The following is a 23,688-nucleotide window of genomic DNA, read 5'->3' on the forward strand; positions in this document are numbered from 1 at the left end:
CAAGTGGGTTAAGTGGTGATTAAATGTCGCTTCTGAGGAAATACTGTCACAAGCTGAAAGTCAGCTAAAAATTGTCTTACTTGTTCGTATGTTCCTTAACAGCAATATACACGTCGACGCTTTTTTCACTGGTATAACATTCAAAATCTGCCGTGTAAGCGCGGTAATGTACACAATCAGCATTACTAAAATAACGCCAAATCTCTCCCCATACATCGATCACCACTTGCGGCATTTCCCCTTCGCCAGAAAAAACCAGATACTCGCCGGCAGGAAGGTCAACATGTTCTAACTCTGCCATTGATGAAACATGATCCGGTTCAGCGCCGACTAAGACGTTGAAGTCACCTGTGTAGTCAGACTCATACTGATAATATACGCCATATAAACAAGCGCCCTTTTCATAATTCACTTTGGCTTGCTGTGCAAAGGTTTGATGTAAGGCGCCTATCTTTGCGGTTTCTGGTTGCATTTCACTAATATTATTCGTTCGCACGCTTAAACCCGCTATATGTTTTTCATCCAATGTTATTTGCTTCATTTTAATCTCCATAAAATCGACTCGTTTAGAATAGATTCACTATATCGACATATATGACACTTTATGTCACATTAAAATCATGAATAGAGCCAACGCCAAAGATCGCCTAGATAGATTAGAGCAATTAACCGCCATTCTTAAATCAGAAGACGCCCTCACGACCAAAATTGTCGCGGCGGAACTGAATATTAGCGAGCGTACCTTATTTCGTGACATTGGAGTTTTACGGGAACGAGGATTGCCAATTGAAGCGGACAAGGGTCGTGGCGGTGGTATCAAGCTTCACCGTAATTGGGGCGTTGGGCGACTATCGCTAGAAAACCAAGAAATGATCGATTTACTAATCAGCCTTGCCATTGCAGAAAGCATGGGACCGACCTTGTTTATGGGGAATATTAATATCGTTCGTCATAAGCTGATGGCTTCTTTTTCGCCTAAGCAAAAAGAAAAAATCCACCAGCTACGCCAGAGAATTCACATTGGCGAACAAGCATCACCAGACGTTTTACAGTCTTTCAGTATGAAAAAGCATGAAACAAACGCGACCATTGAAACCCTGCATACAGCCTTTCTATTTAATCAACGCCTGTCTATTGTTTATCAAGACTTTCATGACCAAGAAACGCAGCGCGAGATTGAAGCCCATTATTTGTACCTTGGGTTTCCCGTATGGTATCTGTTGGCATGGGACCACCTTCGTAACGACGTACGTATTTTTCGCTATGATCGCATCAAGAAAGCAGACATTTTGCCACAAGAGTTTACACTAAGACCGTTGAAAGATTTCAACGCTATCCTGACCAAGCAAAATGTCAGTACTCTTTAATCTTCCATTTTTTCCGCATTCGCACCGTAGCGCTGAAAGAAATCCGTCACGTCATCTAAAATTGGAGCTTTGCTTTTCAAAAACCACACAAGACTAGAAACCATATCGGCATGGCCAACACCTTCATAGATTTTACTTTCCACGGTGCCCTGCTCAGCATGAATTTTTGCGATTAACTTATCCATATTGCTTTTGCCTACGATCGTATCGTCAGCGCCCCAAAGCAGTAACATTGGCGGCTCTTTTCCATCAATAAAAGTGGTTACTTGCATGTTTGAATAGTTTTCTGGCGGGCCAAACATATCCTTATAGTCGTCTTCGTAAGGCACAAAATCATACGGTCCAGATAAGCCTGCAAAGGCATTAATAATGGACGGCGTTAAGCCTTCTGCTTGCAAATATTGCTTATCCGCTGTCACCATGGCGCCAATATGCGCGCCAGCAGAATGGCCTGCGATGAATAGACGTTTAGGGTCGCCTTGGTATTCAGCAATATGTCGATACGCCCAAGCGACAGCTTTGGCACCGTCTTCAACAAAGGTAGGAAACTTTACCTGCGGGTATTTGCTGTAATCGGCAATGACTGTGATATAGCCCTGTTTTGCAAAGGCTTCGCCAACAAAGGGATACATATCTTTTGACCCATCCTTCCAGCTGCCACCATAGAAGAAGACAACAACAGGAAGAGATTGACCCGAAGAATGAGGCGGGACATAAACATCTAACTTCTGCCAAGGCTCAGTACCATAAGCGATATCTTTTGTCGTTTCAGTATCACTGAATGCATTAGGTAAATTGGCAACGCCTAACCCAACCTTAGTACAGGCAACGAGCAATAAAGAACTCAGCGCCACACACACTTTTGCTATCCTCAAAATTGACCTCTTGCTTCTCTTAAAATGAACTCAATTATAGTGATACGCAGCAGAGAGAAAAATAGACCAGTTTTTGATGGACCGTTCTTTAAAAGCAAAAATGGGGAGACCATTTATGATCTCCCCATTGTCAGTTTTCTTATGTATATACCAGCTTAACTAGCCGCCAAACACAACGGTGCGTTTACCATTTAAGAAAACACGCTTTTCAACATGACATTTCACAGCGTTAAACAAGGTAACACGTTCGATGTCTTGCCCTTTCGCGATCAGGTCTTCTGCATAGTGTGCATGGTTAACAACTTGAATACCTTGAGAGATAATCGGACCTTCATCGAGGTCATTGTTCACATAATGCGCCGTCGCGCCGACCATTTTCACGCCTTTCTCCCACGCTTGGTGATAAGGGCGAGCGCCTTTAAAGCCTGGCAATAAAGAGTGATGAATATTAATTGCTCGGCCATCGAGGTATTCGCACATGCTCGGAGAAAGCACTTGCATATAACGAGCTAAAACCACTAATTCGGTGTCGTATTTTTCGATTAAGTCACGAACTTGCGCTTCTTGTTCTAGTTTCGTCTCAGCGGTAATTGGTAAGTGGTAATATGGAATACCGTGCCATTTCGCAAGCTCTTCCAAATCTGGGTGATTTGAAATAATAACCGTCACGTCAATGTTCAACTGACCTGTGCGAAAACGATATAACAAATCATTCAAGCAATGATCGTATTTAGACACCATGATCGCCACTTTGGGCTTATGGTTTGGCGCGGTTAGCGACCAATCCATCGAAAACTCAGCAGCGCGCTCAGCAAACTCAGCTTTAAACACGTCTTCATTGAAATCAGTATCTTGTGGCAAAAACTCGATGCGAATGAAAAATCGACCCGATTCTCTATCATCAAAGGAATGAATTTCATCTACATAGTTACCAGCTTCCGCCATGTATCGAGTAACAACATCAACGGTTCCGATGATACTTGGGCAATTTGCGGTAAAAATCCAAGGAGCGGTTTTTGATTTCATAAAATAGTCTCTTATTATCTTAAGCTTTTACTTCAAAATAAGGTTGGCCACAAAGAGTGGCCAACCGAGCTATTGAAATAAAACAAGTGGATGAGAAAAGTTACGCTTGAACGACTAGGCCGTATTCTCGACTCGCATCTTGAATCCATAACCATAAGTAATCAGCAAAACTACGACGAACCACTAATTCGAATTCACTTTCACCACTACGGCGAATAATAGCGCCACTCTTAGCAAACGTTGTTGTCACAACTTTCCCAACTGGGAACTTGCTAGGATGCACGTCTACAATAGTCGATTTTTTCAACACATCGACAACATTCGCACCAGATAGCTTATAGATTGTCCAACCGCCACTGATATTGACAACTTGGTAGTGGCCGCTGAGTTCTGCATGCAGCGCGGTTTCTACTTCAAACGCCTTTAGACCCGGTACAACAACCAACCACTCATCAGGTGAAATCCAACGAACAGACACATCACCTTCAACGACAGACGTTAGCGGTTGAGTTGGCAACGCCACACCCAAGGCCTTTTCTGCTGCGCTTAATTGATCCGCATTTTCAGCATTTAAGCGTAGCGTAATCTGCCCCATCAAGGCTTCTTCTTTGAACGTAACACCACCCGTTTTTGGCCCCTTTTTAGCAACACTTGCTAAGTCGGCGTGAAATAGTGGTGACTCGCCTTGAATTGAAGCATCAGGTAACTGATTCATTACTGATACCGTTACCGCTTCGTTATTTACTTCAGACATTTTGACGTTCCCCTTTTGGATCTAGGAAAATTGGGCTGCAAATTTCAGCTTCAACTATACGACCATCAACAAGTGGGTAGTACACTTTCTCACCCATCTTATCTAAACCACCTTTCACAAAGCCTAGAGCAACAGATCGACCTAAGCACGCACTCCAGTAGCTGGATGATACGTGACCAACCATTGGCATTGGGATTGGCGCAGTTGGGTCAAAAACACCCTGAGCACCTTCTGGTAATACTACGTTTGGATCGATTGTTTTAATGCCAACCATTTGCTTACGTTCTGCACGTACACAGTCTTCACGCTGCATACCGCGCTTTCCGATAAAGCTAAACGGTTTATTCATAGAAACAGCCCAGCCCATACCTAGATCGTATGGATGTACAGAACCATCTGTATCCTGACCCGCGATAATAAAGCCTTTTTCAGCACGTAGAATGTGCATTGTTTCAGTGCCGTATGGTGTTAGATTGTACTTTTCACCATGTTCAAATAGTTTCTTCCATACATGCATACCGTAGTTGGCTTGTACGTTGATCTCGAAAGACAACTCACCAGTGAACGAGATACGGAACACACGTGCTGGAACACCAGCAACCGTCATTGGTTTCCAATCCATGAACTTGAAGCTATCTTTAGATACATCAACATCGCTGTCGATCAATTCTTCAAGCAGCTTACGGCTGTTAGGACCAGAGATAGTCATAGTTGCCCAATGGTCAGTAACAGAAGTGAAGTAAACTTCTAATTCTGGCCATTCTGTTTGATGGTATAACTCAAGCCAGTTAAGTACTGTCGCCGCACCGCCAGATGTTGTTGTCATCAAGAAGTGATTTTCAGCTAGACAAGATGTTACACCGTCGTCAAATACCATGCCGTCTTCTTTCAGCATCAAGCCATAACGACACTTGCCGACAGGCAATTTTGCCCAAGCATTAGAGTAAATACGACCTAGGAATTCACGGGCGTCTTTACCCTGGATGTCGATTTTACCTAGTGTAGATGCATCAAGAATACCAATAGACTCACGAGTTGCTAAACACTCACGGTCAAGTGACTGCTGCATTGACTCGCCCGCTTTAGGGAAGTACCAAGGACGTTTCCATTGGCCCACATCCTCAAACTTCGCACCGTGCTCTAGATGCCATTTATGCATTGCACTGTAGCGTTCTGGGTCGAACAACGCACCACAATCACGACCAGCAATGGCACCAAAAGTTATTGGTGTATAGTTTGGACGGAAAATAGTCGTACCCGTTTCTGGAATAGACTTGTTCAGAATTTTCGCCGCGACGGCCATACCGTTGATGTTACCCAATTTACCTTGGTCAGTACCAAAGCCCATTGCGGTATAACGCTTAACGTGCTCAATCGACTCAAAACCTTCACGACAAGCAAGCTCAATACCCGCAGCCGTTACGTCGTTTTGATAGTCAACGAATTGCTTAGGCGCTTGAGACGTTGGTTTTGTATGAGGCACATGGAACAACGCCATTGCTTTAGATTCTTTCACGTCAATTGTAGCCGGAATAGCCACTTCAACCGCGTTAAGATCTAGATTAGACAATGCCTCAAGACCTGCCTTCTTACCTTCTTCAAAAGCACCAGCAGTATTAAAAGTACCGTTGATCGCACCTGCAGTAAGTTGCTTCTGTACCGTTTTACCAGGTAGGAAGCCAAGCACATCTTCGTTCCAGACAGGTTTAGAACCAGTATGACACGATAGGTGAATAACTGGACTCCAACCACCAGAAGAAGCAACAGTATCCGCACTCAGTTTCTTAACAGAACCTGTGATTTTAGAACCGTCTTCGTTGATGGATGCAACAGAAACACCGTTAACGCGCTTGCCGCCATGAACATCAATAACCGCAGAGCCAGCGATCACTGTAATGCCGCGATCACGCGCTGCTTTAACTAGCTCACCTTCTGGGTTTTGACGAGTATCAACAATGGCTTGAACTTTACGTCCAGCATCATGCCAATCGATAGCAGTATGATAAGCGTTGTCATTGGTTGTCATTAGAACAAGTTCTTTACCTGGCACAACACCGTAGCGATTAATGTAGGTAGAGATAGCATTCGCTACCATACAACCAGGAACATCATTGTTACCAAATACTAGAGGACGTTCATGCGCTCCTGTTGCCAGAATAACCCATTTAGTACGTACACGATGGTAGCGCTGACGTACTTGGCCATTTGGTGCACGATCAGCAATATGATCCGTCAAACGTTCATGAATCGTTAGGAAGTTATGGTCGTGGTAACCATTAACAGTAGAGCGAGGAAGCACCATGACATTGTCGTTCGCTTCAAGCTCTTTAACAACATCCGCAATCCAAGCATGAGCAGCTTTGCCGTCAATACTTTCTTTGCTACTTAAAAGACTTCCACCAAATTCGTTTTGCTCATCAGCGATAATGACACGAGCACCACCACGCGCAGCAGTCAATGCAGCGATCAGACCTGAAGGTCCGGCACCAACGACAACCACATCAGCGTGTTGATTCACTTTATCATAAATATCTGGATCGTATTCATTAGGTGAACGACCTAGACCCGCGGCTTTACGGATAACTTTTTCGTATGTTTCCCACATTGATTGAGGGTACATAAAGGTTTTGTAGTAAAAACCTGGAGGCATCATTTTGCCGCCAAATTTACCAACTAAGCCCATCACATCGTTATCAACACTTGGCCAGCCATTTGTTGATCCTGATACAAGACCAGAGAACAACTCTTGCTGTGTCGCTCTTACGTTTGGAACTTGTGTCGCTTCAGTTGCACCAAGCTGCATGATGGCATTTGGCTCTTCTGCGCCTGCTGCAACGATACCGCGAGGACGGCTGTATTTAAAACTACGGCCAATAATATCAACACCGTTAGCTAACAAAGCTGACGCCAGAGTATCACCGGCGAAACCTTCGAATTTCTTACCATTATATGTAAAAGTAAGTGGCTGAGAACGGTCAATACGGCCACCGTTTTGTAGACGATTTTTCTGAGACATGATCCGCTCCCTTACTCTGCAACTACTTTAGGTTGCTCACCCATTTTGTAAACTTCTTTAATTTCATACGTTACTGTGTGTCGAGTAACGTTGAAGAACTTACGACAGCCTGCCGCGTGAACCCAAATTTCATGATGTAAGCCACGAGGGTTCTTACGGAAGAACATGTAGTTCCCCCACTCTTCATCCGAGCAAGAATCAGGATCTGCTGGGCGCTCAATATGAGCCTGGCCTTGGTTATGGAACTCTTCTTCTTCGCGGTGTTCACCACAGTAAGGGCAATAAATATAAAACATGAACTGAATCTCCCGTTAGTGTGCTACACCAGCTGCGCCGTGCTCGTCGATAAGCGCGCCATTGTGGAATCGGAACATTGAGAATGGCTCAGCCATCTCATGCATCTCACCTTTTGCCAAAGAAGCAGCAAATACGTGACCAGAACCCGGTGTTGCTTTAAAGCCACCCGTACCCCAACCACAGTTGAAAAACAAATTCTTCACTGGTGTTTTAGAGATAATAGGACATGCATCAGGGCATGTATCAACGATACCGCCCCATTGACGGTTCATACGTACACGGCTGAAGATCGGGAACATTTCCACAATCGCCTGTATAGTATGTTCAATAGTTGGGTAAGAACCACGCTGCCCATAACCTACATAGCTGTCGATACCTGCACCGATTACCAAATCACCTTTATCAGACTGAGATGCATAACCATGTACATGGTTAGACATTACTACTGTATCTAAGATTGGCTTGATCGGTTCAGATACCAATGCCTGTAGAGGATGCGACTCAAGCGGTAATTCAAAACCTGCTTTTGCAGCCATATAGCCTGAATGTCCTGCAACAACACAACCTACTTTATCTGCCATAATATCGCCGTAACGATCCGTTTTTACGCCAGTTACTGTGCCGTCTTCAATGATAAAATCAACAACTTCAGTTTGTTGAATTAGATCAACACCGTGCATATCCGCACCACGAGCAAAACCCCAAGCTACCGCATCGTGACGAGCAACACCTGCACGTGGCTGCCAAGAAGCCCCCATTACAGGGTAACGAGCATTACCAGAGCAATCTAGAATTGGAACGATTTCGTTCACTTGCTTCGCATCCAGAACTTCGCCATCAATACCGTTTAAACGGTTAGCATTTACACGACGCTCGATATCACGCATGTCTTGCAATGTATGACCTAGGTTTAAACAGCCGCGTTGAGAGAACATGACATTGTAGTTAAGATCTTGAGATAGACCTTCCCATAATTTCATCGCATGCTCATACAAGTGCGCAGACTCATCCCATAAGTAGTTTGAACGAACGATCGTAGTATTACGTGCCGTATTACCGCCACCTAGAAAGCCTTTCTCAATGACTGCTACATTCGTAACACCAAACTGCTTTGCTAAATAGTAAGCCGTTGCTAAACCGTGTCCGCCGCCACCTACGATGATCACATCGTATTTCTTTTTAGGGGTTGGATTACGCCACACCCGCTGCCAATTTTCGTGATGGCTAAAACTGTGCTTTAACAACCCAAAGCCTGAATAATGCTGCATCAGATCAGCTCCTTACATAAATAATCGCTTCAACGATTATCGTGGTGTGGTTAAAAGGGAAGTAACGCTTCAGCAAGCCAAGGCGCTATAAACCAAGTATTCATAGTGATAATAGAGAGAAAGATTTACGATCTAATGCTTGGAAGCGTCTAGCGGATGACAATTTACGACAGAGCGTAAATGTCGATTTTAGATAGGTTAAAAAACACACGTGTAGCGGAGCAAAACAAGCTTACAACAGGCGCTATTAAAGAAACGAGTCACTCCAGATCTGATTAGCGGCCTGGTGAAGTAGACTATGGCGTTTGGCAACTTTTTCTTCATTTCTGTCATACCCTCCTCCAATGACACAAGCGACTGGCAGATTAAGTGATACGCAGGCACTAATAATGTATTTATCTCGCTCAAAAATACCGTGGTCAGTTAAGTTAACATAACCAAGCCTGTCGTCTTTATGGACATCCACACCCGCATCATAAAACACAAAGTCTGGCTGATGCTCTGCCAATAATGACGGCAAAGTTTCTTTTAAAATTGATAAGTATTCTTGGTCATTTGCGCCCTTTGGGATGGCAATATTAACGCCAGATGTCTGCTTTACCTGTGGGTAGTTTTCTTCACAGTGCCAGGACACTGGCAGGATGTCACTTCTATCTTTAAAGAAGGCAATAGTGCCATCACCTTGATGCACGTCACAGTCTAGAATGAGAACCTTCTTGGCTTTGCCTGACTCAATAATCGCCAACGCCGCAACAGCCAAATCATTAAATATACAAAAGCCAGATCCATGGGAAGGATGCGCATGATGCGTACCACCAGCCAGATGGCATGCCAAACCGTGTTGAAGCGCTAATTCACTAGTAAGGATGGTACCAGAAACGGCCCGCAACGTACGCTCTACCAGCCATTCCGACCAAGGCAGACCAATTTCCTTTTCTTCCCGTTTACTAAGCTCTCCTCGAATAAAACGCTGCACATAGTCTTTATCATGAGCAGACATCAATACTTTAAGAGACAAAGGCGATGGCGTGTATTGGTTATCATCGGTCAGAATACCCAACTCCCTCAAGGTTTCTGCTAATAAACCAAACTTACGCATTGGAAAGCGGTGCCCTGCTGGAAACGGAATACTGTAATGGGAGTGAAAAACAAGGGGGAGCAAAGTGACATCCATGGATAGCTAAATACAAGTGAATAAGATGAACACTATGCTAACAAGCTCTACTGGCTTTTTGCGACCAAAACTTTACGAATAGCTGTATTGAAAGACTCAATCAATTGCGGGGGAAAGCCTTTACCGCTTTCAAAGTTCACCATTTGCACAGCTCTAATAGCACTTTTTCTATATTCGCTGCCTGACTTCCCCCAAACAGCATCAATAAACATGACAGCCATCGCAAGAATAAAGGCACCTTGCGGTATAAGAGAACCAATTAAGCCTTCCGGCATACCAGTACCATCAAAGCGTTCTTTATGCGCTTGAACCATAGCAACCGCTTCTTCCCAGCCTTCATGTTTTGCCAGCAATTTAGCGCCTACGAGTGTGTGATTCTTCTCGGCCTGCTGTTTTCGCCCTTCATCATCCTTACAACTTAGAATAGGAGCCATACCCATATTGTGCATATAGGCTGCTGCACTGAGCTGGGCGGGATCAACCGAACTAGAACATTCGGCATTAATCAACTGACACAGTTTTAAGATGCGCTCACTACGTTCTGACGAATAGCCCAAAAGGCGATTTAATTTCTGACTAAAACCAATAAATAAATCGATATCCGCCTGCTGCTCTGCAGTGAACTCCACTTTGATAATAACGGAGGTAGGTGGTGGAGCATCTTTTTCCTCAATAATCTGATTACATTGCCGCAATAAATCAGCCGCCATTTCAGGACGTTTTGTATCTATTTCTTCTGCATAAATAGCATCAAGGCCATACTGTAGCTGATCACGAACAGCACTTTCTGCCACATGGGACTGATAAATCTGCTTTATCAAGTCATACACTTTTTCGATCACGACAATGATCAGTTCACCCAAGTAATGATGGTATTGAATGTATCCTCCACGCATACCATCCACTATCTCTTCTAGCTTATGCAGAACACCAACCAAAGGATCTAAAAAGCAGACAGAGCAGTTCCCCTTCATGCTGTGGAGCGAACGAAAGAGTTTATCCAGCTTATCAAATGAAAAACCGTCAGTTTCAATACTGTTAATAATCTCTTCTATTTCTTGCTGAGCTTCAACATAACACTCTAGCAAATCGTCCTTGAGCTCTTTATCCAATGCTGAAAACGCTTTACACGCAAAGTGACTCATTCTGTTCTTCCATTACAAGGAGCTATAACTCAAAAAAGCATTGAGGCCTATCAAGTCATTCGGTAGTCTCACTGATTACCCTTCTAATTGTAGATAGAATATTTGTAAGCGTGAACATATAGTATGTTTCATTATGAAACTGAGGTGCATATGCCAAATTATTGGCTCATGAAGTCAGAACCAGATGCGTTTTCCATTGATGATCTAAAAAAAATGCAACGTTCGCCATGGGACGGAGTCAGAAACTATCAAGCCAGAAACTTTATGCAAACGATGAAAGAAGGAGATCTTGTCTTTTTCTATCATTCAAGCTGCTCCCCAGCGGGTATTGTTGGCATTGCGACTGTCAGTAAAGAAGCCTATCCAGACCATACCAGCTGGGACCCAAACAGCGCTTATTTTGACCCGAAATCATCACCAGATAAACCTAGATGGTTCATGGTCGATGTAGAGTTTACTGAGAAGTGGCCTTCGATTTTAACATTAGCAGAATTAAAGCTACACCCAGAACTGGCCGATATGTTATTAACCAAGAAAGGAAATCGCTTATCTGTAATGCCTATTACAATGGGTGAATGGCAGTACATCAACCTAATAGCAAGGAAATAAATATCACTAATCATTGTAATTTTGATAATAAGAAAACTTCAAAATACACTTTCTAGAGCATTCTTGAAGTCGAAATCAGTAGACTGAGTATTTAATAATGAGTATCGAAGTAGCCCGGATGGCTATTATACTGTCTGCCTTATATAGCACAATGTCTATCAGTCAGACCTTGTACCCTACTAGCCTTATGGATTCATTAAAAGATTCCGACCAAGACGGTGTTATTGACGCTAGGGACTTATGCGCCAATACACCTGTAGGCGTCGATGTTGATAATACTGGCTGCCCTCTCACAAAACTGGAATATTATCGCTTTAACTTTGACGTTCAATTTGACATAGCCAGCTATAAACTAAAAGAAGGCGCCTACGCAGAGCTGGATGATCTAGCTTTATTTTTACAACAAAAGCCGATAACCAACCTGCTAATTGAAGGACATACCGACAACACAGGCACACCTAGGATCAATCTATTACTTTCCAAACAACGTGCAATTGCGGTTTCTAGCGCTTTAACATCAAATTTTGGTATTAATAAAAATCGCATCAAAACATTTGGTTATGGACAGGAACGCCCTGTTGCGTCGAATGACACAGAACAAGGAAAACGACTTAACAGAAGAGTAAGCGGGGACATTGTCGTTCCTTTTCGCACTCCTGATGGCTTAAACCAAAACGCCAGTCAGAAACTACAAGTGCCGCATAAATTAACCCTTTCGTTCGGCAGAAATAAATACAGCATAAAAGCCTCGTATCGATCAGAACTGGAGGCTATCAACAAGATACTGCAAGATCACCCCGATACGCTTGTCATTGTCGAAGGTTACACCGACAGCACAGGAAGCAAGGCATACAATCAAAGGCTATCATTGGAAAGAGCCAATATGGTGGCTAACGTCATTAGGTCATTCTATCCTATCGATGCTGACAGAATTAAAACTATAGGTTATGGACAAGACTTCCCTATCGCGTCTAACCAAACACAGGAGGGAAGAATAATGAATCGGCGTGTCGACACCACCATAGTTCAAAGGTTTAAAGCTTCACAAGAAGTTGTGATACCGAAATGGACGATATGGAGTGTCGATCAATTAGATAAAGAATAAATTCGCTAGGCAGAACAGCCTAATGGAATTCAAATTCGCGTTGCTTTAATGGAACTGCGTAATCAAAGTAATACTGCACGACAGCGCCAACATAGTCATAATTATCACTCGTCCTAGCGATAATCCCCACACTGCCCACCTGTCGATATTTTTTAGGCTGAAAGTAGGTTTCTAGGCGCCAGCCCACTTCATCTACATTATAGTTCTCCCTAAATAAGGAAGTTCTTAGATCTTCGTTAAAATAATAACTAACACCGAAACGCGAACTTGTCACATTACTCAAGGTTGTATCCGTAGAGATATAATTAGTGGTTAATGAAAAGTCTCCCAAAAATAACTCACCAATAAACTGCCCAATAATGTCACGTTCACTCTTTAGCTCTTCATCCATTGGCTGTAATTCAGAAACGCCAAGACCAAGCCCTAAGCGACCATAATCATTTCGGATAAACCAATTAGACGAGAATTCAGACTGAGCGAAACTGTCTTTTGATGACCCTGTTATTAAATAATTACTATTTAATAACACTTGGGCAGAGAGGTAATCGTTAATAGGCATATTTATTTTGAAATCAATATTCATGAGAGACTTCTCACTTAAAAGCCCATACCCTAAGCCGAAAGCAAAATTAGGTCGTTTATCTTCGGCATAGGCAACACTGCTGCTCACAACGACTGACAAGATAAAAATCCGAGAAAAAATAGTCAAAACATGTCCGCGCAAAAAGTATAAATTGTAGCGCTATTGTGACTGGTCTTTTACAAAAGCTCCAGTAGCAAAAAATGTGACTATTTTCACATAAAATGAAGGGAATTCAGAACACCTCTGGGATTCGGAAGCAAAGCCCAATATAATAGCCCCAAAGTCGATTAGACGAACACATTTTAGGTTTATACGTTACATGGCAAAAAAACTTTTTATCCAAACTCATGGCTGTCAAATGAACGAATACGATTCCTCTCGTATGGCAGATTTACTTGGCGAAAGTCATGAAATGGAACTCACAGACAACGCAGACGAAGCAGATGTTTTGCTTCTAAATACTTGTTCTATACGCGAAAAAGCTCAAGACAAGGTCTATCATCAATTAGGCCGTTGGAAAAAGCTTAAGCAAAAGAACCCCAACCTTGTTATTGGTGTAGGCGGTTGCGTGGCAAGCCAAGAAGGCGATGCAATACGCAAACGCGCCAAACATGTCGATATGATTTTCGGGCCTCAGACGCTACATAAATTACCTGATATGGTGAACGCGGCAGGAAAACACATTCCAATCACGGACGTCACCTTCCCAGAGATCGAGAAATTCGATCATTTACCAGCACCTCGCGTTGAAGGTGCAGAAGCCTTTGTTTCCATTATGGAAGGCTGTAGTAAATACTGTACATTCTGTGTTGTGCCTTACACTCGTGGCGAAGAAGTTAGCCGCCCGTTTGACAGCATTTTGAAAGAAGTTGTACAACTGGCTGAGCAAGGAGTTCGTGAAATCCATTTATTAGGACAAAACGTAAACGCATATCGTGGCGATACAGCTGAAGGTGATGAAGCCGATCTTGCTGACATCATCCATGCAGTCGCGCAAATAGATGGTGTTGAACGTATTCGCTTCACAACATCGCACCCAGTTGAATTTACCGATAGCTTAATCGAAGCCTTCCGCCATGAGCCTAAGCTTGTCAGTCATTTGCACCTGCCAGTACAAAGCGGCGCAGATAATATTCTAAGTGCGATGAAGCGCGGCCACGACCGTCAATATTACATTGATAAAATCAATAGAATTAAAGAAGCGCGCCCGGGCATTAGCTTATCTTCTGACTTTATCATCGGCTTCCCAGGTGAAACCGATGATGATTTTGTCGACACTATGAATCTTATTCAAGAAATCGGCTTTGATCACTCTTTCAGTTTTGTATACAGTCAAAGACCTGGCACGCCCGCTTCTAATTTAGAAGATGATACGCCAGAAGACGTTAAAAAAGAGCGCCTTGCGATTCTACAACGTCGTATAAGCCAACAAGCCTACGACATTAGTTTATCCATGGTGGGTGAGGTTAAGCGTATCTTGGTCAGTGGCTATTCGCCACGCGATCCTGGTCAACTTCAAGGTCGAACAGAAAACAACCGGATTGTAAATTTCCGTGCATTCGACCCACAACTAATTGGTAAATTCGCAGATGTTGTAATTACAGATGCTTATCCAAATTCCCTACTGGGTGAATTGGTAGGTTCTGAGCTCGACACTGACTTTGTACTTCAATAATCAAAGGTAACTCTTGGAAACCACACAGACTACTCAACAAATCCGTTTAGCACCTGCCGAAGCCGACGCTTTGGCTAGGCTATGCGGTCAACTCGACGAGAACATCAAGCTAATTGAAAAAAGACTTGATGTGTCTATTAAATACCGCGGAGAACTATTCGACATTTCCGGTGAAGATTCTGAACATGTAGCAGCCACTAAAACGCTACTAGAGAACCTTTATCGCGAAGCTTTGGCAAATACAAACATCACCCCAGAAACGATCCACCTTTACCTGCAAGAGTCTGCGATTGAATCGCTCACCAGCAGCAAAAGAGAAAAAAATGATCAGCTGGTGATTAAAACGCGTAAGGCATTTATTAAGCCAAAAGGTAAGAACCAACAAGGCTACGTAAAGCAAATTCGCAAACACGATATCAACTTTGGTATCGGGCCTGCTGGTACAGGTAAAACCTACTTAGCCGTCGCGTGTGCGGTTGAAGCACTTGAAGCTGACCGTGTTGAGCGCATCATGCTGGTTCGCCCTGCGGTTGAAGCTGGTGAAAAGCTAGGATTTTTGCCGGGTGACCTATCGCAGAAAATCGACCCATACCTACGCCCTCTTTATGATGCGCTGTACGAAATGCTTGGATTCGAGCTGGTCGATAAATTGATTGAGAAAAATGTTATTGAAATAGCGCCGCTTGCGTTTATGCGTGGTCGTACTTTGAATAACGCCTTTATCATTCTTGACGAAAGCCAAAATACGACAAAAGAACAGATGAAGATGTTTTTAACTCGCATCGGCTTTGGTTCAACGGCCGTAATCACAGGCGACACCACTCAGGTCGATCTTCCTCGTGGCACTAGCTCTGGCTTAGCTCAAGCGATGCATGTATTAAATGATGTCAATGGTATCAGTATGACACACTTCAGCTCAGCTGACGTTGTTCGCCATCCGCTAGTGCAGCGCATTGTTGAAGCCTATGACAAGTTTGACATTGAAGTCGAAGAAGAAAAGAAAGCTCGTACTGAAGCTCGTCTAGCTGCGCAATCCGAACAATCTGCGAGCACCAAATGATGGCAATATTAGAGCTTGACTTACAAATTGCAACCGAAGAAACAACCAATCTTCCAAGCGAAGCTGACTTTCGAGTTTGGGTTGAAAAAGCCCTTGAAAAGTCAGACGAAGAATTCGAAGTCACTATTCGCATTGTTGATGAAGAAGAAAGCCACGCCCTCAATCATGAGTATCGTGGCAAAGACAAGCCAACAAATGTACTATCGTTCCCATTCGAGTCTCCACCTGGTTTGGAACTCCCTTTATTAGGCGATTTAGTTATTTGCGCTCAAGTCGTGACGAAAGAAGCCCAAGAGCAAAATAAAGAATTGTTTCATCATTGGGCTCATATGACTATTCATGGCATCTTGCATTTATGCGGTTATGATCATATAAATGATGACGAAGCAGATGAAATGGAATCGATAGAAACAGAGCTTCTTGCCTCCCTATCTATTTCCGACCCTTATTTGATTAAAGAGTGAGTTAACACCCTAATGAGTGACGACCGATCGAGTTTATCCAACGATCAACAAAAATCCTGGTTTGAGCGTTTAACGCAAGCCTTCAACGATGAGCCACGAAGCCGTGGTGATATTGTTAAACTTCTAGAAGCCGCAGTGAAATCCGACATTATTGATCGCGATGCTTTCACTATCGTTGAAGGTGCTCTAGAAGTGTCTGAGGTACAAGCACGAGATATTATGATTCCACCCTCACAAATGGTGGTTATTAAGTCTGAAGACGACCCAAAAACATCACTCCGTAAAGTCATCGATTCTTCCCATTCTCGCTTCCCTGTTGTAGGCGAAGATTCGGATGAAATCCTTGGCGTACTTTTAGCCAAAGACCTACTTCCTTTACTGTTCAAAGATGGTGACATAACAATAGAAGATATTTTAGCCCGCTTACGTCCCGCGAATTTCATCCCTGAAAGTAAACGCCTCAACGTATTACTGAATGACTTTCGTACCAAACGCTACCACATGGCACTGGTTCTCGATGAATATGGCAGCGTGTCAGGCTTAGTTACGATTGAAGACGTTCTTGAGCAAATTGTTGGTGAAATCGAAGATGAAACCGACAAGCTTGACGATGAAGGCATTCAGGTTACAACAGAGCCTGGCGTTTACCTTGTTCCAGCCTTATGTACGGTAGAAGACTTCAACGAGTTCTTTAAAGTAGAACTTAACGAAGAAGAATTCGATACTATTGGCGGGATTCTGGTGCAACAATTCGGTCACGTTCCTTTACGCGACGAAGAGCTATTTTTTAGTGATTTCCACTTTAAAATCGTAAAATCCGATGGACGTAGAATAAAAACGATCCAAGTGTCCAAACCAGCGGCTAATACATTAGACTAATATGACTAGACCCCACCCTGACTTGACAACAACACAAGCGGGGTGGGTTCCTCGTTTAGTGTCAAACATTTCCAAACTTCATCCTATTTTACTTACTCTTATCGGAATTGTGGCTGGCGCCATTGGTGCAACCAGCTTCTCGCCATTTTATTTTTGGCCTAGCTATTTCATTACTCTTATCGTCTTTAGCATTCTGGTCATTACCAGTACTACGGCAAAATCTGCATGCTGGAGAGGCTCATCCGTTGGATTAGGCTTTTTTGGCGCTGGTGTATCTTGGGTATATGTCAGCATCGCAGAGTACGGACAAGTTGGCGTTATTATCGCCGCACTGATCACCTTGCTATTTATCTCTGTTCTCTGCGCTTTTTGGTCATTCTCCGCATGGCTAGCATGGCGATTGATCCAACGCTTTACACAAATCCCCGCCAGTCTTTGGATTACCTTGAGCGTCTTATTGGGAGAGTTCTTACGCAGCACTCTATTCACTGGATTTCCTTGGCTACTTCCCGGTTACGCCATCGAAAACACATGGCTATTCGAGCTATTACCCATTGGTGGCATTTGGTTAACAAGTGCCTGTGTCGTACTTACCGCTAGCGTTATAGCTTGTCTCCTACTACAAGAGACCAATCAACTTGGGCCTATTTTTGGCTTATTAGCTGTTTGGTTAGGTGCTGCTTATTTAAACTACTCCCCTGTCTCATGGGTCCAGCAAACAGGCACCTTGAAAACAACACTAGTACAAGGAAATGTTAAGCAGGATGTAAAATGGCTAGGCGACACAGCCGTAAAATCCTTAGCATATTACCAGCAAGAGACGATTAAACACTTAGACAGTGATCTCGTTGTTTGGCCTGAAACAGCCATCACCTACACTTACCCAAGAATCAAACCTTATTTTGAGTCTTTTGCAAAAGAACTAGCGGACAATAATACGACCCTAATAACAGGCATCCCGGATGTCAGTGAAAACAATCGCGATTACTTCAATGCCATTTGGGCAACTGGCAACGGCTTTGGTCTCTATTACAAACAGAGACTGGTTCCTTTTGGGGAATACATTCCGTTTGCTGAATATATAGGCCCAATCCTAGATGTATTTGGCATGCCCATGTCTAACTTTAAATCTGGCGATGATAACCAACCTGTTCTGCAAGTGGGCGAATGGGGTGTCGCTCCATTCATTTGCTACGAGATTGTTTACGCAGAACAAGTAAGACGCATGGTGAGAGACAGCGACTTCCTTATCACCATTAGCAACGACGGCTGGTTTGGCACTTCTATTGGCCCTTGGCAGCACTTACAAATAGCGCAGTTTAGAGCAAAAGAAGCAGGTCGTTACGTGATTCGCGCCACCAACACAGGCGTTACAGCATTCATCAATGAGAAAGGTAAAGTTGTTGCTCAGGCCCCTCAGTTTGAAAAGACCACGCTAACCGCTGAAGCAAAAGCGTTCAGCGGCATCACACCTTACGTTCAATGGGGCTATTGGCCAACCTTTCTGCTGCTGGGAATTTGTATAGTCTTTTCTTACTTGAATGGTTTAGTGCTCAATCGTAAAAACACTTAACCAATAGACTACCTTTCTAACAAAAATGCGGCTCAACAAATACATTGTTACGCCGCATTTTGATATAAACCAATGCATATTGACCAAGCATCTATCAATCAAAAGCGAATGACCAATCACTCAGTCTTGTTAATCTGCTCATCATGAGTTGACATCAAACCATAATGACAAATTTCACAGGGCGCCAACGCTTGCTTGGTTTCGATCACATTATCATGACCGCATGACATGCAGCGGTAACTCCCCGGTTCGACCTCAGCACCAACCACATGACACTCTTCAAGCGGCACAGGGTTATTGTTGGCATGATTAATCAACCATAACAATGCGACATCTTCTTTTTCATCAAGCTCATCAACTAACTCATGGCCTTCATCAAGAACATAATGCCAATTTGCATCGACCCATGCTTCGGTATAGCCCATTTTGTCATGCCAATAAGCTGTCATTAAGGCCACATCTTCGAGAAACCAATCCTTTGCTCCAATCAATGTTTTACGAGCTTCTTCGACCAAATTGGAATCGTCAGCCTCTTTTGGTGAATCTTTTTTCATAGAATTCATAACTCCTCCTCTATGCACCTTCTAATTAGGGCTCCATCTCTATAAAATAGCGGATATTTTCAGACTCTGTTGGCTATTGCATCATTATCTTGAGCTATGCCGCTATAATGGCCTCTTTTCATTAAAGAGAATACAGGTCTACCAACCTTTCGTCGATCACGGGATAAGAATACATCATGCAAGAACAATACAATCCGCAGCAAATTGAACAAGCTGCTCAATCTTTTTGGGACGAAAACAAAGTCTTCAAAGCCGTCGCTGATTCCAACAAAGAGAAGTTCTACTGTCTTTCGATGTTTCCTTACCCAAGTGGCCGACTGCACATGGGCCACGTTCGTAACTACACAATCGGCGATGTTATTTCTCGCTACCAGCGCATGCAAGGCAAAAACGTACTACAGCCAATGGGTTGGGATGCTTTTGGTCTGCCTGCCGAAAACGCAGCAATCAAACACAAAACCGCTCCGGCAAAATGGACAACTGAAAACATTGCCTACATGAAAGGCCAACTTAAAGAACTTGGTTTCGGTTACGACTGGGATCGTGAAATCGCTACTTGTACGCCAGAGTACTACAAGTGGGAACAATGGTTCTTCACTCAATTGGTTGAAAAAGGCTTGGCCTACAAAAAAACCGCTGCGGTTAACTGGTGCCCAGAAGACCAAACTGTATTAGCCAATGAGCAAGTTGAAGAAGGCTGCTGCTGGCGCTGTGGTACAACCGTAGAGAAAAAAGAAATCTCACAATGGTTTATCCGCATCACAGATTATGCAGAAGAGTTATTAAACGATCTTGATCAATTGGATGGCTGGCCAGAGAAAGTAAAAGCCATGCAACGTAACTGGATCGGTCGTTCAGAAGGTCTAGAGTTCAGCTTTGCTGTAGAAGGCAAAGACGAACGCCTATCGGTTTACACAACGCGTCCAGACACTATCATGGGTGTAACTTACGTTGCTGTGGCGACTCAGCACCCGCTTTCTTTGGAAGCCGCAGAGAAAAATGCTGATCTAGCTAACTTTATTGCTGAAAGTAAACTAATGTCGACAACTGAAGCCGATATGGCAACAGTTGAGAAAAAAGGCATGGACACTGGTTTCAAGGCTGTTCACCCAATCACAGGCGATATTGTTCCCGTCTTCGCGGCGAACTTTGTCTTAATGGAATACGGCTCAGGTGCGGTAATGTCAGTGCCTGCTCACGATCAACGCGATTTTGAATTCGCGAAAAAATATGACCTAGCCATCAAACAAGTTGTTCAGCCTGCTGGCGATGAAGTCGTTAATTTAGAAAAAGCCGCTTTCACTGAAAAAGGCGTACTTTGTAACTCTGACGAATTCGACGGATTGGCATTCAAAGAAGCATTCGATGCGATTGCTGCGTGGATGGTAAAACACGAATTAGGCGAAGTAAAAGTTAACTACCGTCTACGTGATTGGGGCGTTAGCCGTCAACGCTACTGGGGCACACCGATCCCAACTATTAACCTAAAAGACGGTTCTGTTGCTCCAGTTCCAGCGGATCAACTTCCTGTTGAATTGCCAACAGACGTGATCATGGATGGTGTCAATTCACCAATCAAAAACAATCCTGATTTTTCTTCCATTATGTTTAATGGTGAAGAAGCGGAACGCGAAACAGATACCTTCGATACCTTCATGGAATCGTCTTGGTACTTTGCACGCTACTGCTGCCCAGATTCTACTGATGCCATGCTGACAGAAGAAGCGAACTACTGGCTTCCTGTTGACCAATACGTAGGCGGCGTAGAACACGCTATCCTTCACCTATTGTACTCACGCTTCTTCCATAAGTTGCTTCGCGATGCCGGTCTTGTGAACTCTGATGAACCATTCAAACGTCTTTTGACGCAAGGAATGGTAAACAAAGATGGCACTAAAATGTCTAAGTCCAAAGGCAATACCGTCGACCCTCAAGAAATGATTGAGAAATACGGTGCCGACACAGTTCGTTTGTTTATGATGTTCAGTGCGCCACCAGAGCAATCTCTAGAATGGAACGATGCTGGTGTCGATGGTGCATCTCGCTTCTTACGTCGTTTATGGGCGTTGTCCTACCGTCATACCAACGCTGGAAAAGTGGGCGAACTTAAGATTGCTGAATTGAATGGCGCTCAAAAAGCCTTACGCCGTAAAGCTCATGAAACCATTCAGAAAGTATCGGATGACATCGAACGCCGTCAAACGTTCAACACCGCCATTGCGGCCGTAATGGAGCTTTGCAACGAGATAAGCAAATTCGAAGACACATCTGAATTAGGTCTTGCCGTCGTTCAGGAAGCACTAGAAGCGGCAACGCTATTGCTGTCTCCTATCGTGCCTCACATAGCTCATCAACTATGGGCTGAACTTGGCCATAATGACAACATCGTTAACACACCTTGGCCAACTTTGGACGAAGACGCTTTGGTAAAAGACGAGCTAACGATTGTTGTTCAAGTATTGGGTAAAAAGCGTGCTGAATTGACCGTTTCTGCTAGTGCAGATGCTAAAACAATTGAAGCAGAAGCGTTAGCACACCCAAGTGTTGCGAAGTTCCTTGAAGGCAAAACAGTCCGTAAAGTTATTGTCGTTCCAGGCCGCTTGGTAAACATCGTCGCTAACTAATTGAGGCGTTCTAAGGGGTGGCTAAGCCATCCCTTTTCCTTAACCAAAAGACAGGAATCACGGATATGATAGCCGCATTTACACAAACAACTCGCCTACTTATATTGGCACTACTTACTATGAGTCTTGTCGCCTGTGGCTTCCATTTACGCGGACAAGTTGATATTCCAGCTAAATTAACAGTTTTAACGTTAACATCCGAGAGTGGTTCTGAAGACTTTGACCGATCACTACGCATTGCTTTAGCAAGAGCCGGAGTCACCATCATTAATGAAGCTGATGCGACTGAAGCAACATACAACTTAAAAGTAAGCGCAATCAGCTCATCAAATACTGAGTTGGCGCGCAATGCTTCAAACGATGTATCACAAGTTCAGCGCCGTTTGACCAGCCACTACTTTATTCGTCAGGCCAATGGTAAAGCTGTCTATGGACCAAGAACCATCAGTACAACCAGAACATTAACCAATCAAGACGCAGAAGAAAGCGCGAAGCTTTCCTATAACCAAAGCCAAATGCAAAGCATGAGTGAAGATCTAGCCGATCAACTCGTTTACGACTTAAATTACGCTCCTCTTTAGGAAATAGAATGAAAGTCCGTGCGGATCAACTAGAACAGCAGCTGAAAAAAAACTTCGCTCCCCTTTATATTATTTCTGGGGACGATGTTTTGCTCTGCCAAGAAGCGGCGGACAGCATTCGTAAAGCAGCCCAAAAACACCAAATTGATGAGCGCTTACGATATGTCGCCGATGCACAGTTTGATTGGCAAGATGTTATTAATGAAAATCAGAGTTTGTCACTCTTCTCAACGCGTCGACTGTTTGATATTCAAATAGACAAGATGGGCGAAAAACACAGCAAAGCCCTCGCTCAATTAAGCCAATCACTAAGTGAAGACAACACCATCTTACTCACGCTTCCTAAAATCGATGCGCGAACTCAAAAAGCCAAGTGGTTCACTCAATTGGAATCCCAAGGCGTGTTTGTCCAAATCTGGCCCATTGACGCAAACAGGTTGCCCGCATGGGTTCAACAAAGAGCACAATCGTTAGATCTGTCTCTCAGCCGTGACGCGGCTAGCATCATTTGTGAGCGCGGTGAGGGAAACCTTTTGGCTCTGTCCCAAGAACTGGAGAAGCTAGCATTGCTCCATGGACAAGGCGCTCAAATTGATGCTGAGAAAATTATAGAGTCGGTTGCAGACAGCAGCCGCTACTCTATTTATGACCTTAGCGATCGAATTCTAATGGGCAAAGCCAAAGAAGCCATGCATTGCCTCAATCAATTGCTTGGCGAAGGTGTTGAACCCAGCATTATTCTTTGGCTGTTTAATCGTGAAATCCAAACATTGACGAATTTACTGCAGTCCATGCAATCTTCAAGCTTTAGACAAGCCTGCCAAAGCGAAAAAATATGGGATAAGCGAGTTCCTTTTTACGAAAGCGCTATGTCACGCCACAATAAAGTGACTTTGCCTTACATGCAGAACTATTTGGCATTAATGGACAAAAGCATTAAAGGCCTCGAAGGGCCAGATAACGCTACTGGATTTCGTAACCTAGTCATGATGTTTTGCGGCTACAAGCCCGTCACTACTGAATTAGACATTCCAGCATAGAGATAACAAA

Annotated in this window: 22 protein-coding genes; 11 read left to right on the top strand and 11 right to left on the bottom strand. The window is 43.7% G+C overall.

Features of this window, described 5'->3' with window-relative positions:
- Nucleotides 1-76 precede the first annotated feature (76 nt).
- The gene (locus DFP77_RS16195; protein ID WP_181858581.1) at nt 77-541 is read right to left on the bottom strand and encodes a GyrI-like domain-containing protein; all 465 of its coding nucleotides are present in this window, start codon (nt 539-541) and stop codon (nt 77-79) included.
- A gap of 79 nt (nt 542-620) precedes the next feature.
- Between DFP77_RS16195 and DFP77_RS16200 the strand changes: the two genes are divergently transcribed.
- On the top strand, nt 621-1,367 hold the full coding sequence (locus tag DFP77_RS16200) for a helix-turn-helix transcriptional regulator (protein ID WP_114413267.1): 747 nt from the start codon (nt 621-623) through the stop codon (nt 1,365-1,367).
- Here the strand turns inward: DFP77_RS16200 and DFP77_RS16205 are convergent.
- The 8 genes from DFP77_RS16205 to DFP77_RS16240 form a co-directional block, all read right to left on the bottom strand.
- Complete coding sequence (locus DFP77_RS16205; RefSeq protein ID WP_258861195.1) at nt 1,364-2,242, bottom strand: alpha/beta hydrolase; 879 nt, start codon at nt 2,240-2,242, stop codon at nt 1,364-1,366. The two genes, DFP77_RS16200 and DFP77_RS16205, sit on opposite strands and share 4 nt — an antisense overlap.
- Before the next feature lie 159 nt (nt 2,243-2,401).
- Nucleotides 2,402-3,268: a formyltetrahydrofolate deformylase gene (gene purU, locus DFP77_RS16210; protein WP_114413268.1), complete on the bottom strand. Its 867-nt coding sequence runs from the start codon at nt 3,266-3,268 to the stop codon at nt 2,402-2,404.
- 100 nt (nt 3,269-3,368) lie between these two features.
- Nucleotides 3,369-4,022, bottom strand: coding sequence for a sarcosine oxidase subunit gamma (locus DFP77_RS16215; protein WP_114413269.1), 654 nt, complete (start codon nt 4,020-4,022; stop codon nt 3,369-3,371).
- Complete coding sequence (locus tag DFP77_RS16220; protein ID WP_114413270.1) at nt 4,015-7,038, bottom strand: sarcosine oxidase subunit alpha; 3,024 nt, start codon at nt 7,036-7,038, stop codon at nt 4,015-4,017. Before DFP77_RS16220 ends, DFP77_RS16215 begins: the two co-directional genes overlap by 8 nt.
- A gap of 11 nt (nt 7,039-7,049) precedes the next feature.
- Complete coding sequence (locus DFP77_RS16225) at nt 7,050-7,334, bottom strand: sarcosine oxidase subunit delta (RefSeq protein ID WP_114413271.1); 285 nt, start codon at nt 7,332-7,334, stop codon at nt 7,050-7,052.
- A gap of 15 nt (nt 7,335-7,349) precedes the next feature.
- On the bottom strand, nt 7,350-8,603 hold the full coding sequence (locus DFP77_RS16230; RefSeq protein ID WP_114413272.1) for a sarcosine oxidase subunit beta family protein: 1,254 nt from the start codon (nt 8,601-8,603) through the stop codon (nt 7,350-7,352).
- Between the two features lie 247 nt (nt 8,604-8,850).
- Nucleotides 8,851-9,765 (bottom strand): histone deacetylase family protein, encoded by a 915-nt coding sequence (locus DFP77_RS16235; protein WP_258861196.1) that lies wholly within the window; start codon nt 9,763-9,765, stop codon nt 8,851-8,853.
- A 59-nt stretch (nt 9,766-9,824) separates the two neighbouring features.
- Entirely contained in the window at nt 9,825-10,922 is a 1,098-nt protein-coding gene (locus DFP77_RS16240) for an HD domain-containing phosphohydrolase (protein WP_114413274.1), read from the bottom strand.
- Nucleotides 10,923-11,072: 150 nt separating this feature from the next.
- Between DFP77_RS16240 and DFP77_RS16245 the strand changes: the two genes are divergently transcribed.
- Nucleotides 11,073-11,531: an EVE domain-containing protein gene (locus DFP77_RS16245; protein WP_114413310.1), complete on the top strand. Its 459-nt coding sequence runs from the start codon at nt 11,073-11,075 to the stop codon at nt 11,529-11,531.
- A gap of 97 nt (nt 11,532-11,628) precedes the next feature.
- Nucleotides 11,629-12,636, top strand: coding sequence for an OmpA family protein (locus DFP77_RS16250; protein WP_114413275.1), 1,008 nt, complete (start codon nt 11,629-11,631; stop codon nt 12,634-12,636).
- 19 nt (nt 12,637-12,655) lie between these two features.
- Here DFP77_RS16250 and DFP77_RS16255 read toward each other — a convergent pair whose 3' ends face one another.
- The gene (locus tag DFP77_RS16255) at nt 12,656-13,318 is read right to left on the bottom strand and encodes a hypothetical protein (protein WP_239544161.1); all 663 of its coding nucleotides are present in this window, start codon (nt 13,316-13,318) and stop codon (nt 12,656-12,658) included.
- A gap of 220 nt (nt 13,319-13,538) precedes the next feature.
- Here DFP77_RS16255 and miaB point away from each other — a divergent pair, with 220 nt between their 5' ends.
- From miaB to lnt, 5 genes are read left to right on the top strand one after another with little or no spacing between them, the layout of a single operon-like run.
- Nucleotides 13,539-14,894: a tRNA (N6-isopentenyl adenosine(37)-C2)-methylthiotransferase MiaB gene (miaB, locus tag DFP77_RS16260; RefSeq protein WP_114413276.1), complete on the top strand. Its 1,356-nt coding sequence runs from the start codon at nt 13,539-13,541 to the stop codon at nt 14,892-14,894.
- A gap of 13 nt (nt 14,895-14,907) precedes the next feature.
- On the top strand, nt 14,908-15,954 hold the full coding sequence (locus tag DFP77_RS16265; RefSeq protein WP_114413277.1) for a PhoH family protein: 1,047 nt from the start codon (nt 14,908-14,910) through the stop codon (nt 15,952-15,954).
- Nucleotides 15,954-16,418, top strand: coding sequence for an rRNA maturation RNase YbeY (gene ybeY, locus DFP77_RS16270; protein WP_114413312.1), 465 nt, complete (start codon nt 15,954-15,956; stop codon nt 16,416-16,418). The genes DFP77_RS16265 and ybeY overlap by 1 nt, the downstream gene beginning before the upstream one ends.
- 12 nt (nt 16,419-16,430) lie before the next feature.
- Complete coding sequence (locus DFP77_RS16275) at nt 16,431-17,297, top strand: CorC family transporter (RefSeq protein WP_114413278.1); 867 nt, start codon at nt 16,431-16,433, stop codon at nt 17,295-17,297.
- A 58-nt stretch (nt 17,298-17,355) separates the two neighbouring features.
- On the top strand, nt 17,356-18,870 hold the full coding sequence (lnt, locus tag DFP77_RS16280; RefSeq protein ID WP_258861197.1) for an apolipoprotein N-acyltransferase: 1,515 nt from the start codon (nt 17,356-17,358) through the stop codon (nt 18,868-18,870).
- A gap of 116 nt (nt 18,871-18,986) precedes the next feature.
- Here lnt and DFP77_RS16285 read toward each other — a convergent pair whose 3' ends face one another.
- Nucleotides 18,987-19,433: a hypothetical protein gene (locus DFP77_RS16285; protein ID WP_114413280.1), complete on the bottom strand. Its 447-nt coding sequence runs from the start codon at nt 19,431-19,433 to the stop codon at nt 18,987-18,989.
- Nucleotides 19,434-19,609: 176 nt separating this feature from the next.
- Between DFP77_RS16285 and leuS the strand changes: the two genes are divergently transcribed.
- The 3 genes from leuS (at nt 19,610) to holA (ending at nt 23,678) form a co-directional block, all read left to right on the top strand.
- Nucleotides 19,610-22,057 carry a leucine--tRNA ligase gene (gene leuS, locus DFP77_RS16290; RefSeq protein ID WP_114413281.1) on the top strand — a complete coding sequence of 816 codons (2,448 nt, stop codon included), beginning with the start codon at nt 19,610-19,612 and terminating at the stop codon, nt 22,055-22,057.
- A 65-nt stretch (nt 22,058-22,122) separates the two neighbouring features.
- Nucleotides 22,123-22,638 carry an LPS-assembly lipoprotein LptE gene (locus DFP77_RS16295; protein ID WP_114413282.1) on the top strand — a complete coding sequence of 172 codons (516 nt, stop codon included), beginning with the start codon at nt 22,123-22,125 and terminating at the stop codon, nt 22,636-22,638.
- Between the two features lie 8 nt (nt 22,639-22,646).
- Nucleotides 22,647-23,678: a DNA polymerase III subunit delta gene (gene holA / locus DFP77_RS16300; protein WP_114413283.1), complete on the top strand. Its 1,032-nt coding sequence runs from the start codon at nt 22,647-22,649 to the stop codon at nt 23,676-23,678.
- Nucleotides 23,679-23,688 lie beyond the last annotated feature (10 nt).

Source organism: Marinomonas foliarum (assembly GCF_003337275.1).
GTDB classification, from domain to species: Bacteria; Pseudomonadota; Gammaproteobacteria; order Pseudomonadales; family Marinomonadaceae; genus Marinomonas; species Marinomonas foliarum.